At 62.3% G+C, this 12,713-nt stretch carries 11 protein-coding genes; 6 read left to right on the top strand and 5 right to left on the bottom strand.

All coding sequences use genetic code 11. The features are described from left to right. Positions 1–26 precede the first annotated feature (26 nt). From ACIQUI_RS13645 to ACIQUI_RS13630, 4 genes are read left to right on the top strand one after another with little or no spacing between them, the layout of a single operon-like run. Positions 27–1,313 (top strand): MFS transporter, encoded by a 1,287-nt coding sequence (locus tag ACIQUI_RS13645; RefSeq protein WP_403199273.1) that lies wholly within the window; start codon positions 27–29, stop codon positions 1,311–1,313. A gap of 9 nt (positions 1,314–1,322) precedes the next feature. Further along, entirely contained in the window at positions 1,323–2,102 is a 780-nt protein-coding gene (locus ACIQUI_RS13640; RefSeq protein WP_403199271.1) for a 5-oxoprolinase subunit PxpA, read from the top strand. Then, entirely contained in the window at positions 2,099–2,785 is a 687-nt protein-coding gene (gene pxpB / locus ACIQUI_RS13635) for a 5-oxoprolinase subunit PxpB (protein WP_403199269.1), read from the top strand. Before ACIQUI_RS13640 ends, pxpB begins: the two co-directional genes overlap by 4 nt. Beyond that, entirely contained in the window at positions 2,782–3,699 is a 918-nt protein-coding gene (locus ACIQUI_RS13630) for a biotin-dependent carboxyltransferase family protein (protein WP_403199267.1), read from the top strand. Before pxpB ends, ACIQUI_RS13630 begins: the two co-directional genes overlap by 4 nt. Before the next feature lie 114 nt (positions 3,700–3,813). Here the strand turns inward: ACIQUI_RS13630 and ACIQUI_RS13625 are convergent, their stop codons facing one another. The 3 genes from ACIQUI_RS13625 to ACIQUI_RS13615 all read right to left on the bottom strand — a co-directional run bounded on the left by ACIQUI_RS13625 (position 3,814) and on the right by ACIQUI_RS13615 (position 7,145). Then, positions 3,814–4,992, bottom strand: coding sequence for a VWA domain-containing protein (locus ACIQUI_RS13625; RefSeq protein WP_403199264.1), 1,179 nt, complete (start codon positions 4,990–4,992; stop codon positions 3,814–3,816). Positions 4,993–5,005: 13 nt separating this feature from the next. Continuing rightward, positions 5,006–5,851 carry a MoxR family ATPase gene (locus ACIQUI_RS13620; RefSeq protein ID WP_012273667.1) on the bottom strand — a complete coding sequence of 282 codons (846 nt, stop codon included), beginning with the start codon at positions 5,849–5,851 and terminating at the stop codon, positions 5,006–5,008. A 220-nt stretch (positions 5,852–6,071) separates the two neighbouring features. Continuing rightward, positions 6,072–7,145 carry a DUF748 domain-containing protein gene (locus ACIQUI_RS13615; RefSeq protein ID WP_403199262.1) on the bottom strand — a complete coding sequence of 358 codons (1,074 nt, stop codon included), beginning with the start codon at positions 7,143–7,145 and terminating at the stop codon, positions 6,072–6,074. 134 nt (positions 7,146–7,279) lie between these two features. Here ACIQUI_RS13615 and cysK point away from each other — a divergent pair, with 134 nt between their 5' ends. After that, a complete protein-coding gene (gene cysK, locus ACIQUI_RS13610) occupies positions 7,280–8,254 on the top strand; it encodes a cysteine synthase A (RefSeq protein ID WP_403199260.1) in 975 nt (324 codons plus the stop codon). A 173-nt stretch (positions 8,255–8,427) separates the two neighbouring features. After that, positions 8,428–9,363, top strand: coding sequence for an aspartyl/asparaginyl beta-hydroxylase domain-containing protein (locus ACIQUI_RS13605; protein WP_403199257.1), 936 nt, complete (start codon positions 8,428–8,430; stop codon positions 9,361–9,363). 45 nt (positions 9,364–9,408) lie between these two features. Here the strand turns inward: ACIQUI_RS13605 and ACIQUI_RS13600 are convergent, their stop codons facing one another. Then, positions 9,409–10,566, bottom strand: a complete 1,158-nt coding sequence (locus ACIQUI_RS13600; RefSeq protein WP_403199254.1) for an ATP-binding protein — start codon at positions 10,564–10,566, stop codon at positions 9,409–9,411. A gap of 464 nt (positions 10,567–11,030) precedes the next feature. Next, positions 11,031–12,686 (bottom strand): cyclic peptide export ABC transporter, encoded by a 1,656-nt coding sequence (locus ACIQUI_RS13595; RefSeq protein WP_403199251.1) that lies wholly within the window; start codon positions 12,684–12,686, stop codon positions 11,031–11,033. Positions 12,687–12,713: the final 27 nt, after the last annotated feature.

The raw sequence follows: 12,713 nt of genomic DNA, 5'->3' as shown, positions 1-12,713 counted from the left end.
AACAATACCAACAAGCCGAGGCATCCATGAACCCCACCGGCGTGCAGCAGCAGGTCAGTTCCCCCCCTTCGTCCGGGCCTTTCGCCTGGTACCGCGATATCGACAAACAGCAACGGCGCACCTTCTGGAGCTGCAAGATCGGCTATGGCCTGGATGGCATGGACACGCAGATGCTCAGCTTCGTCATCCCCACACTGATCATGCTGTGGGGCATCACCACCACCGAAGCCGGGTTGATCCACACCAGCACACTGATCGCCTCGGCCGTGGGTGGCTGGGTAGCCGGTATCCTTTCCGACCGCATCGGCCGGGTGCGTACCCTGCAACTGACGGTGCTGTGGTTCGCCTTTTTCACCTTCCTGTGCGGCTTTGCCCAGAGCTACGAGCAGTTGCTGATCGCCCGCACTTTGATGGGCTTTGGCTTCGGCGGTGAATGGACGGCTGGCGCGGTACTGATCGGCGAGGTGATCCGTGCCCAGGACCGCGGCAAGGCGGTGGGCATGGTGCAGTCTGGCTGGGCTATCGGCTGGGGCCTCACGGCGATTCTTTACGCGCTGTTGTTCTCCTGGCTGCCGCCAGAGCAGGCCTGGCGCGCGCTGTTCCTGCTGGGGCTGGTGCCGGCGGTGTTCGTGATCTTCGTTCGCCGCCTGGTCAAGGACCCCGAGGTGTATCGCGAGGCCAAGGCAGAAGAAAAGGCCGAGGCACCGTCGCACTTTTACGAAATCTTTGCCCCGGGCATGCTCTGGACCACTGTGCGGGCATCCCTGCTGACCACCGGTGCGCTGGGTGGCTACTACGCCATCACGTCATGGCTGCCGACCTTCCTCAAGAACGAGCGCGGCCTGAGCGTGCTGGGCACCGGGGGCTACCTGGCCATGGTGATCGTTGGCTCGTACGTGGGTTACGTGGTCAGCGCCTACCTGTCCGACCTGCTGGGGCGCAAGAAGAACTTCATCCTGTTCGCCGTGGGCTCGTTCGTCATCGTGCTGCTGTACACGCAAATGCAGGTCAGCGATGGCGTGATGCTGTGGCTGGGCTTCCCGCTGGGCTTCTTTGCCTCGGGCATCTTCAGTGGCATGGGCGCGTTCCTCACCGAACTGTTCCCCACGCGCATTCGTGGCTCGGGGCAGGGCTTCTGCTACAACATCGGCAAGGTCATAGCGGCGTTGTTCCCGTTGATGATCGGCATGCTCGGCCAGAATGTACCGCTGGGCCTGGGCATTGGCGTGTTCTCTGCAGTGTCCTACGGGATCGTCATCGTGGCGGCCTTGAGCCTGCCGGAAACCCGCGGCAAACAGCTCAAGGCGCGGTAAGGTAGGCCTATGGACAACAACAAGGGAGACCACGTGGTGGAACGCCTGCTACTCAATTGTGACATGGGCGAGAGTTTCGGCAGCTGGCGCATGGGCCTGGACGCCGAGGTGATGCCCTACATCGACTGCGCCAACATCGCCTGTGGCTACCACGCGGGTGACCCCGGCATCATGCGCCGCACCGTGGCGCTGGCGCTAGAGCATGGCGTGACCATCGGCGCGCACCCCGCCTACCCGGACCTGGTCGGCTTTGGCCGCCGCGCCATGGCTTGCAGCGCGGAGGAGATCCGTGACTTGCTGCACTACCAGATCGGTGCGCTGGAGGGTATCTGCAAGGTGCTGGGGGGCCGCGTGGCCTATGTGAAACCCCATGGCGCGCTGTACAACGACATGATGGCCGACCCGCTCAAGCTGCGCACGGTGCTGGAGGCCGTGGCGGCCTACGACAGCAACCTGCCGCTGATGCTCATGGCCACCGCTGACAACCGCGCCGCCCAGGCGCTGGGCGATGAAGTCGGCGTGCCGCTGTGGTTCGAGGCGTTCGCCGACCGCGCCTACACCGCCAGCGGTCATCTGCTGTCGCGGCGCTTGCCTGGTGCGGTGCACCACGACCCGGCGCTGGTAGTGGAGCAGGCTGTGCGTGTTGCCCGCGGCGACACATTGGTGGCGGCCGATGGCAGTGCCCTGCGCCTGCAAGCCAGCACCCTGTGCGTGCATGGCGATAACGACAGTTCGGTGGCGGCGGTGCGGCAGATACGTCAGGCCCTTGATGCGCTGGAGGCAGGATGAAGCTGCGCATCGAAGTGGTGGCCATCGACAGCCTGATGGTGCGCCTGTTCGACCGTATCGACGAAGCGAACATGCCGTGGATGCTCGCCGCCAGCCAGCGCTTGAGCGCTGCGTTCGGCCAGCATCTGCTGGACCTGGTGCCGTCTTACACCACGCTGATGGTGCAGTTCGACCTGCCGCCGGGTGAGGCGAGGGCGCTGATCAGCCAGGCGCTGGAGGGCTTGCAGCCAGACACCGGCAGTGGTGGCCGGCGACATGAAATCCCGGTGTGGTACGACGCCAGTGTCGGCCCGGAACTGCCTGCGCTGGCAGCCCGCAGCGGCTTAAGTGAAGCCGATGTCATCCGCTTGCACAGCGAGCGCGACTATCCGGTATTCGCTTTGGGCTTCGCCCCCGGTTTTGGCTTTATGGGCCTGGTGGACGAACGCCTGGCCAGCCCGCGCCTGAGCACGCCGCGCAAGCGCGTGGCAGCGGGTAGCGTGGGCATTGCCGAGCGGCAGACGGCAGCGTATCCAGCGGTATCGCCGGGCGGCTGGAACCTGATTGGCCGTACCCCGGTGCGCCTGTTCGACCGGGATCGCGAGGGCTACAGCCTGTTGCAACCCGGTGACCGGGTGCGCTTCGTGCCGGTTTCGCGCAGCGAATTCCTGGCCTTGGGTGGTGATGTGGAGGCGCAGGGATGAAGCAGTTGAAGATCGAGGCCAGTACGCCGTTGTGCCAGTTGCAGGACGCCGGGCGCTTTGGCGTGCGCCACTTGGGCGTAACCCAGGGCGGTGCGCTGGATTGGGTGGCGATGCACTGGGCCAACTGGCTGCTGGGCAATGCCTTGGGAGCGCCGGTGGTCGAGGTGGCGCTGGGTGGCTTCAGTGTGGTGGCGGAGCAGGATTGCGTGCTGGCGCTGGCCGGTGCCGACCTGGATGCGTGGGTCGATGATCAGCCGCTGGCGCCTTGGCGCAGTTTTGTCCTGGGCAAGGGGCAGCGCTTGACCCTGAAGCAGCCTAAGCAGGGCGTTCGGGCTTATCTGGCGGCACCGGGCGGGTTCCTGGGCGCAGATGTGCTGGGCAGTTGTGCCACGGTGGTACGTGAAGAGCTGGGCGGCATCGATGGCCAAGGGGCTGCGCTGGTTAAAGGCCAGGCATTAGCGTTCCCCGGTAGCGATGCAACCCTGCGCGAGGTGCCGCATGCGTTGCGGCCGCAGTACACACAAAAGCCTGTGCTTGATTTGGTCATGGGCGCGCAGATTGGTGATTTCAGCGGTACCAGCCTGTTCGAGGCGTTCAACAGTGACTGGACCCTGGACAGCCGGGCCGACCGCATGGGCATCCGCTTGCTGGGGCGGCAACTGGTCTATCAGGGCGCGCCAATGATTTCCGAAGGTATCCCGCTGGGTGCGGTGCAGGTGCCGCCGGACGGGCAGCCGATCGTGTTGCTCAATGACCGGCAGACCATTGGTGGCTATCCACGATTGGGAGCGCTGACGCCGTTGGCGCTGGCGCAGATGGCGCAGTGCATGCCGGGGGCTGCTGTGCGGTTCAGGGCTGTGGTGCAGGATGAGGCCTGGCGGGAGCAGCAGGATTACCTGAACCGTTGGTTGTAAGGCCGCTGGCCCTTTCGCGGGCTCGCCCGCTCCCACAGGTACACCGCAACATTCAGGGTTTGCGGGTGACCTGTGGGAGCGGGCGAGCCCGCGAAGGGGCCGGTGCACACAACATCACTTGGACAGGTAACGCATGCCTTCCTCCAACCCCTGCAAGGTCAGCGGGTACATCTTGTCTTCGATCAGGTCCCGCACCAGATGGGTCGAAGCGGTGTAGTCCCAGGCCTGCTTCGGATACGGGTTGATCCAGATGATCTTCCTGAATTTCTCCATGAACCGCTGTATCCACACATACCCGGCCTCTTCGTTCCAGTGCTCCACGCTGCCACCCGGCTGGGTGATTTCGTAGGGCGCCATGGCCGCGTCGCCGACGAAAATCACTTTGTAGTCGTCGCCATACTTGTGCAGCAGGTCGAAGGTGGAATAGCGCTCCGAGGTGCGGCGCAGGTTGTTCTTCCACACCGACTCGTACACGCAGTTGTGGAAGTAGTAGTACTCCAGGTGCTTGAACTCGGTCTTGCAGGCCGAGAACAGCTCTTCGCAGACCTTGATGTGCGCATCCATCGAGCCGCCGATGTCGAACAGCAACAGCAGCTTCACCGTGTTGCGCCGCTCGGGGCGCATCTGGATGTTCAGCAAGCCTGCGTCACGTGCGGTGTGGTCGATGGTGCCATCGATGTCCAGCTCTTCGGCGGCGCCTTCACGGGCAAACTTGCGCAGCCGGCGCAGGGCCAGCTTGATGTTGCGTGTGCCCAGTTCCACCTGGTCGTCCAGGTTCTTGTATTCGCGCTGGTCCCACACTTTCACCGCCTTGCCCTGGCGCTTGCCGGCGTCGCCCACGCGGATGCCCTCGGGGTTGAAACCGCCCGAGCCGAACGGGCTGGTGCCGCCGGTGCCGATCCACTTGTTGCCGCCGGCGTGGCGTTCCTTCTGCTCTTCAAGGCGTTGCTTGAATGCCTCGATCAGCTTGTCCAGGCCACCCAGGGTCTGGATTTGCGCACGCTCTTCATCCGTGAGCGAGCGCTCGAATTCCTTGCGCAGCCAGTCTTCGGGGATCAATGCCTCGATGTGTCGGTCGAGGTTTTCCAGGCCCTTGAAGTAGGCGGCAAACGCCCGGTCGAACTTGTCGAAATGGCGTTCGTCCTTTACCAGGATGGCGCGGGCGAGGTAATAGAACTCGTCCATGTCGGCGAACACCACGTGCTTTTGCAGCGCCTGGTGCAGGTCCAGCAGCTCGCGCACCGACACCGGCACCTTGGCTGCACGCATTTCATTGAACAGGTTGAGCAGCATGGCCCGGCTCCTGTCAGCGGTTGCCGCGCCGGCTCATGAAGGCCAGGCGCTCAAGCAGCTGCACGTCCTGCTCGTTTTTCACCAAGGCACCTGCCAGCGGCGGGATGGCCTTGGTCGGGTCGCGTTCGCGCAGCACGGCTTCACCGATGTTGTCGGCCATCAACAGCTTCAGCCAGTCGACCAGCTCGGAGGTGGACGGCTTTTTCTTCAGGCCCGGCACCTTGCGCACGTCGAAGAACACATCCAGCGCTTCGCTGACCAGCGACTGGCTGATGTTGGGGTAGTGCACGTCGACAATCTGTTGCAGCGTGGTGCGGTCCGGGAAGGCGATGTAGTGGAAGAAGCAGCGGCGCAGGAAGGCGTCCGGCAGCTCTTTTTCGTTGTTGGAGGTAATGATGATGATCGGGCGTTGTTTTGCCTTGATGGTCTCGTCGATTTCGTAGACGTAGAACTCCATCTTGTCGAGTTCTTGCAGCAGGTCGTTGGGGAACTCGATGTCGGCCTTGTCGATTTCGTCGATCAGCAGGATGACCCGCTCTTCGGCTTCGAAGGCTTCCCACAGCTTGCCCTTTTTCAGGTAGTTGCGCACATCGTGGACCTTGTCCACACCCAGCTGCGAGTCGCGCAGGCGGCTGACCGCGTCGTACTCGTACAGGCCCTGATGGGCCTTGGTGGTGGACTTGATGTGCCAGGTGATCAGGCGCGCGCCGAAAGATGCCGCCAGTTGCTCGGCAAGCATGGTCTTGCCGGTGCCGGGCTCGCCCTTGACCAGTAGCGGGCGTTCGAGGGTGATAGCCGCGTTTACCGCCAGTTTCAGGTCGTCTGTGGCGACGTAGTCGCGGGTGCCTTCGAACTTCATGGGGCTGTCCTCTGTTGTAAGCCTGTGCCGGCCTCTTCGCGGGCACGCCCGCTCCCACAGGAATTGCACGAGCTTCTGGAGCTGTGAAGTACCTGTGGGAGCGGGCGTGCCCGCGAAAGGTCCAACACCTGTTTTCGATTTGTTACCGACTATAACGCGGGCTTAGGCAGCTGAAAACGCAGACCGGGTATTCAGTCCCTGAATGCCCCGTCACGCTCAGTCAGTCGGCATCCGGCCCGGGCTGCTCATACCGTGCATTGAAGGCCTGGACAAAGCCGTTACGCAGTATCTGCAAGAATGCCTCGAAGGCGCTGACATCCTGCTTGTGCACGCTGCCGCTAAGCTCCACGCGGGTGGCAAACTGGTTTTTGCGCTGGTTCTTGAGCACGGTCTCGGTGGCCCCTATCAATGCCTCCCACACCGAGCGGAAAAAGCCTTTGTCCTTTTCCTGCACATCCTGTTGCCAGTTGAACACGTCCACATCGCGCAGCAACGGTTTGATATAGCCCGTGAGCCGGCCATTCTCGGCCTGCGCCTCGATCACCAGGTCACCATGGCCAGCATTGAAATCGAACTTGCCATAGGCGCTTGAAAAGTCATTGAGCCTGCGCAACTCGATGCCCGTGGCGCGCAAGCGGAACTGGAAGTCGTCGAAATCGCTGAACGGGTCGAAGGTGGCACGGCTTTCGACCTTGGCATCGCCCAGCAGCAGGGCGCTCGCGTCCAGGCTGGCGTCGCGCCGGCCCTGTTTGTTGCGCACGTTGGTCAGGTTGCGGAGGGTGGCGTTCAGCTGGGTGGCCTTGAGGTCGACCGGTGGATCGGCGTTGAAGTTGCGAAAGGCCAGCACGCCGTTGTCGATATGCACCTCGTTGAGGGTGATGGGCAGCAGTTTTTCCAGTTGTTGGCGCCAGTCGGTGCCTCGGCCGGTTTGCGATGCCTGCTTGCTACCACCGTCGACGAAGTTCAGTTGCGGGTGCACGAAGGTCACTTCGGCCACCACCGCCTTGTCGTACCACAGCGAACTCCAGCTTACCGAAAGGTCGATCAGCGGTGCGTCGAGCAGCGGCACTGGCACCTTGCCGCTGGTCTTGACGATTTTCAGGCCGTTTATCTGGTACGCGCCGCGCCACCAGGCCAGGTCCACATCGGCCACCTGGCCCCGGTACTCGCCCATGTCGGCCAGTTTGTCGTTCAGGTAGTCGCGCACCAGGTAGGGCAGGGCCAGGTGCAGGGCTACCAGCAGCGCGACCAGGCTGGCCAGGCCTGCCAGCGGCCAGCGGTAACGGGCTCTCATCGGGGTGTCTCCCAAGCAGGATGTGCGGTTGACCGCAACCTGCCCGGCCGAGTTCGAACAGGCTTTACGGGCCACCGGCCGGGGCTTACCCTTGAGGTCTTTCCCTGCTTTTTTTCATGCCAAGGACCCCTGCCATGAGCCGTATCTTTGCAGACAACGCCCACTCCATCGGTAACACGCCGCTGGTGCAGATCAACCGTATTGCCCCGCGCGGCGTGACCATCCTGGCCAAGATCGAAGGGCGTAACCCGGGCTACTCGGTCAAGTGCCGCATTGGCGCGAACATGGTCTGGGATGCCGAAAGCAGCGGCAAGCTCAAGCCGGGCATGACCATCGTCGAGCCCACCTCGGGCAATACCGGTATCGGCCTGGCCTTCGTCGCCGCCGCCCGTGGCTACAAGCTGATGCTGACCATGCCGGCCTCGATGAGCCTGGAGCGCCGTAAGGTGCTGAAGGCACTGGGCGCCGAACTGGTGCTGACCGACCCGGCCAAGGGCATGAAGGGCGCCATCGAGAAGGCCAGCGAAATCGTCGCTTCCGACCCGGCCCTGTACTTCCTGCCGGGCCAGTTCGAAAACCCGGCCAACCCGGCCATCCATGAAAAAACCACCGGCCCGGAAATCTGGAACGACACCGATGGCGCAGTCGACGTATTGGTCGCAGGCGTGGGCACCGGCGGGACTATCACCGGCGTATCGCGCTACATCAAGCACACCCAGGGCAAGGCGATCCTGTCGGTGGCCGTCGAACCCGTTTCGTCGCCGCTGATCACCCAGACCCTGGCCGGCGAAGAGCTCAAGCCTAGCCCGCACAAGATTCAGGGCATTGGCGCCGGTTTTGTGCCAAAGAACCTCGACCTGTCGATTCTCGACCAGGTGGAAACGGTAACCGATGAAGAATCCAAGGCGATGGCCATCCGCCTGATGCAGGAAGAGGGCATCCTTTGCGGTATTTCCTGTGGCGCAGCCATGGCCGCTGCCGTGCGCCTGGCCGAAAAACCTGAAATGCAGGGTAAGACCATTGTCGTAGTACTGCCGGATTCGGGCGAGCGCTACCTGTCGAGCATGTTGTTTGCCGACATGTTCAGCGAGCAGGAAAACCAGCAGTAATCGGTCCTGCCGCTGATCCGGCGCAACAATCGGCGGCCTGGTTTATTGCAAAATCTTCATCAATGCGATCCCGCCCGGGTTGTTTGTACCTCGGCGGGATCGGTTTATGATGGCAGGATGATTTTCAGGAGAGCGGGACGCGCAGCCCTGGCTCTTCCCCAAGGAGTGAAAGCATGACCTTTTCCTTTGCAGCCAAGGCGGGTGTCTTGCTGGTGTTTTTCGGCAGCGTGCTGTTCGTGCACCTGCGCGGCAAGGCCCGCCTGCCGGTGTTGCGCCAGTTCGTCAACCATTCGGCGCTGTTCGCCCCCTACAACGCGTTGATCTACCTGTTCTCCGGCGTGCCGTCCAAGCCCTATCTGGATCGTCAGCGCTTTCCCGAGCTGGATGTGCTGAAGGACAACTGGCAGGAAATTCGCGAAGAGGCCATGCGCCTGTTCGACGAAGGGTATATCCGCGCCGCCGAGAAGGACAACGACGCCGGCTTCGGTTCTTTCTTCAAGAAGGGCTGGAAGCGTTTTTACCTGAAGTGGTACGACAAGCCGCTGCCGTCGGCCGAAACCCTGTGCCCGCGCACTGTCGAGCTGGTCAGCAGCATCCCCAACGTCAAGGGCGCCATGTTCGCCCTGCTGCCTGGCGGTAGCCATCTCAACCCGCACCGTGACCCGTTCGCAGGTTCGCTGCGCTACCACCTGGGCCTGTCTACCCCCAACTCCGATGCTTGCCGCATCTACGTTGATGGCGAGGAGTACGCCTGGCGTGATGGCGAAGACGTGATGTTCGACGAAACCTACGTGCACTGGGTCAAGAACGAGACCGACGTCACCCGCGTGATCCTGTTCTGCGACATCGAACGCCCGCTGAGCAGCCCGTTCATGACCCGCATCAACCGCAAGGTCAGCGCCTTCCTTGGCCGCGCTACCGCGCCGCAGAACACCGACGACGAGCGCGTGGGCGGGATCAACCAGGCGTACGCCTGGAGCAAGCGCTTCAGCAACAGGATCAGCGGCCGTGTAAAGCAGTTCAAGCGCGCCAACCCCAAGGCCTACCGCGTGCTGCGGCCGGTGCTGGCGGTAGTGGTGGCTTACGCGTTGTATAGCTGGTTGTTCTGATTACGGTTTGCGTACAGCGCCGAGTATACCTGGCGCTGTACGCAATCAACCAAGCCCTTCCAGCAACCCATCGGCGCGTACCAGATCGACTATCACCTGCTCATCGACTGCATACACGCCCCTTGATGCCTTCCACACCAGGTGTTTGTCCTGCAAGGCGATGAGTGCTTGCTGCACCCCCGGTACCTCGGCCTTGACTTCGTTTTCGTCCACTCCCGCCTGTTCCATCGCCTTGACGTACAGAGCCAAGGTTGGGGCCTCAAACGGTGCGTATTCGTTACCCTTCAGGCACATGACACGCAGAACAGCGGACTGGATAGGCGTAAGGCTGCGGATCACCTTTTTCAGGTTTGCATTCAGGTCGTCCGCTTGCGCCTGAACAAGCTCCCGGAAACGTGCTGGAACGGTTTCTGGCTCAATACCGAAGTCAAAGCGGATTTCATCCGCTGCCGCGCCCAGTAGCTCAGGGCGGTAGCCACTTTCCTTGAACAGCTGGAACACCTCTGCCGGGTCGAGTGCGCAGGGGAGGTCGATATTGGCGCAGAGCCAGTCGATGAAGTCCTGATCCAGGGTCGGGAACTGCACCATCGCGGCGCCGAAAAACGCCTGATCCTTGCTATTGCGCAGCATGGCCAGTTTGTCCCGGTTCGAGCCGGTGCAGACGATGCGCAGGCCATGGTGCTTCGAGCTGTTGAGTTCGTCCCGGGCAGCCTTGAGGGCGAACAAGGCTGCTATGCCCTGATCGGTTGTGATGGCGTGCTGCGCCTCGTCAATGATCAAGACGATGATCTTGCGTGACTCATCGGAAAGCGCCACCAAGGCCGTGGTGAGGTCGATATCCTGCCCTAGGCCGATCTTGTCCACGCTGAAATTCAGGCCGCCGACAGTGACCTTCTCCATGCCTGAGGACTTCGCCAGCCGTGTGATGAACCCTTCGTTACGCCCGACCGTCTCACGCACGGTTTCTACGATGACCTGGCCGGGGTCTTTGGTCAGGTCTTTCCACAGGTCGGCATACAGCACAATTGCTCCGGCTGCTTCGAGAGCGGGGCGCAGGTCTTCGCGGGCAAAAGTGGATTTACCGGTACGCCTGGGCGCAGCCAGGAACACACCCGAGCTTGCAGCACTGCCTACGGCGACTTGCAGGATCAATTTCGACAGGCGCGATGCGAGCGTTGGGCGGTGATAGACGGATTCCGGCATTTCGGCCTCGCTTTTGGATTTATAGCTGATTATAGAGTGATTATAGGGGAATTATAGAACCTGGGGTAGCGACGCTTTATAGGTAATTATAGAACGATTATAGACAAACTATAGAGCGACTAGAGGTAATGCCGGTCAGTTAAGCGATTTGGGGCCGCGTTGCGGCCCATCGCAGGCAAGCCAGCTCCCACAGGTACGGCGCATGGCTTGAGTTCAGTGCAATCGGTGTGAGGGATTCTATGGTTTCTGGCAAGGGCATCAGGGTTGCCGGGTGCTCGCCACGGCATCTTCAGCGCCAGCTCGCGATGCGCCGCGCGGGCGGCGCTCGATCTCACAGGCGCCGCATATCTTGTGGCAAACACCTGTCAGCCCTGATGCGATCCCTGTGGGAGCTGGCTTGCCTGCGATGGGCTGCGCAGCAGCCCCGGCAGTCTTAACTGACTGGCATTACGCCCCTCAGTCTCTCAAGCCGGCTCCAGTGCCTGCTCCACAACCTTCCCACGGCTAAGGTGCACCACCTTGTCCGCCGTATCGAAATACCGGTCATCATGCGAGATCACGATAATGGTCTTGCCCAACCGCTTCAGGTCCGGCAACAACTCGGTGTAGAACACGCGGCGGAAGGTCGGATCCTGGTCCGCTGCCCATTCGTCAAACACCAGTACCGGGCGCCCGTCCAGCCAGGCATTGACCAGCGCCAGGCGCTTGCGCTGCCCGGTGGACAGGTCGGTGGTGGTGAAGGCACCGTCGCGCACGCTGACCTTGTGGGCAATCTCCAGCCGTTCCAGGTAGCGCGTGGCATCTTCCGGCAGGCTGTGTTCGTGCTCCGGGAGGTCTTCGAACAGGTAGTAATCGGCAAACACGGTCGTAAACAGCTGGCGATAATCGTCCAACCCTTCCGGGCCGATGGCCTTGCCGTTCAGGCGCACTTCGCCGCTTTGCGGGGTGTACAGGCCTAGCAACAGCTTGATCAGCGAGGTCTTGCCGCAGCCGTTTTCACCGACGATGAACAGGATTTCGCCCGGCTCGATGCTCAGGTTCACCGGTCCCACGCGGAACGGCTCCTTGCCATCCACCGGCGGGTAGGCGTACTCGACGTTGCGCAGTTCCAGGTGCGCGGTAGCCAAGGCCTCGCGCTTGACCGGGGGCTCCAGCAACAGGTGCGGTTCGGGCGAGGAAAAGCGCTCGGACAAGTCGGCAATGCGGCGGAACGCCACCTGGGCGCGGCCAAGGATCGGCAGGTTGCCGATCAGCGTTTCCAGCGGGCCTTTCATGTACAGCAGCACCAGCACGAAACCGCTCATCACCGCCGGGTCGTTGCTTGGCCACAGCGATTGCAGGGCCAGGGTCAGGCCGATGACCACGAAGAACAGCATCGAGCCCAGGCTCTTGGCCACCACGAAGATGTTGATGGCGCGGATGTGGGTATTGGCGATGAAGTCGGCGGTGCCCTGGATGTTGCGCGTCAGCATGGCATGCCGGCGGCGGCGGTCGATGCGCAGTTCCTTGGCGCCTTCGGCAATGGCCGAGTAGTGCTTTTGCAGGTTGTCTTCGGCATCGCGGGCGGCGTTGAAGCCGGCCACGCCTTTTTGCCGGGCGATGTACTGCACGCCGCTGCCGATACCGATGGCCACCAGGGTGATGGCAAAGATCGGCAACGACAGCCAGGCCAGGTAGGCCATGCAACCGGTCACCGTGGTCAGCGAGATCGCCAGTGGGGCGAAGGCGAAGGCAAAGTCGCTGATGGTGTCGACATCACGGGTCAGCACCGGGATCAGGCGGTGGGTACGGTAGCGCTCGATCTGTTCGATTGGCGCCGACAGTACCTTGGCACCCAGGTCCTTGCGCAAGCGGGCAATGACCTTCTGGCCCACATAGTTGGTGCCGCTGTCGGCCGCCACGCTGCTGACCAGTGCCAGCACGCACAGGCCGGCGAAGGCCAGGATCACGCCCTGGCTCATGCCGCCTTCGGCGTGCAGGCCCCGGTTGACGGTGGCCAGCAGGGCAGTCACTGCCAGGCCGCCGACCATGCCCAGTAGCACCGAAACGATTACCGCAGGGCGGTAGGGTTTGAGCAGGGCCAGCAGTTCGCGGATGGCCCCGGGGGAGGAGGTTTTCATGAAACATGATCTCGCTGGTGAGGTGGG

This window comes from Pseudomonas sp. NPDC090592 (genome assembly GCF_044769185.1).
Lineage (GTDB): Bacteria > Pseudomonadota > Gammaproteobacteria > Pseudomonadales > Pseudomonadaceae > Aquipseudomonas.
This window is presented reverse-complemented; position numbering and strand designations above follow the sequence as displayed.

Excerpts from the sequence above, each read along its gene's own strand:
- ACIQUI_RS13630 (WP_403199267.1), top strand. The coding sequence starts at position 2,782 with ATGAAGCAGTTGAAGATCGAGGCCAGTACGCCGTTGTGCCAGTTGCAG.
- ACIQUI_RS13605 (WP_403199257.1), top strand. The coding sequence starts at position 8,428 with ATGACCTTTTCCTTTGCAGCCAAGGCGGGTGTCTTGCTGGTGTTTTTC.
- ACIQUI_RS13615 (WP_403199262.1), bottom strand. The coding sequence starts at position 7,145 with ATGAGAGCCCGTTACCGCTGGCCGCTGGCAGGCCTGGCCAGCCTGGTC.
- ACIQUI_RS13600 (WP_403199254.1), bottom strand. The coding sequence starts at position 10,566 with ATGCCGGAATCCGTCTATCACCGCCCAACGCTCGCATCGCGCCTGTCG.
- ACIQUI_RS13645 (WP_403199273.1), top strand. The coding sequence starts at position 27 with ATGAACCCCACCGGCGTGCAGCAGCAGGTCAGTTCCCCCCCTTCGTCC.
- ACIQUI_RS13640 (WP_403199271.1), top strand. The coding sequence starts at position 1,323 with ATGGACAACAACAAGGGAGACCACGTGGTGGAACGCCTGCTACTCAAT.
- pxpB (WP_403199269.1), top strand. The coding sequence starts at position 2,099 with ATGAAGCTGCGCATCGAAGTGGTGGCCATCGACAGCCTGATGGTGCGC.
- cysK (WP_403199260.1), top strand. The coding sequence starts at position 7,280 with ATGAGCCGTATCTTTGCAGACAACGCCCACTCCATCGGTAACACGCCG.
- ACIQUI_RS13595 (WP_403199251.1), bottom strand. The coding sequence starts at position 12,686 with ATGAAAACCTCCTCCCCCGGGGCCATCCGCGAACTGCTGGCCCTGCTC.
- ACIQUI_RS13620 (WP_012273667.1), bottom strand. The coding sequence starts at position 5,851 with ATGAAGTTCGAAGGCACCCGCGACTACGTCGCCACAGACGACCTGAAA.
- ACIQUI_RS13625 (WP_403199264.1), bottom strand. The coding sequence starts at position 4,992 with ATGCTGCTCAACCTGTTCAATGAAATGCGTGCAGCCAAGGTGCCGGTG.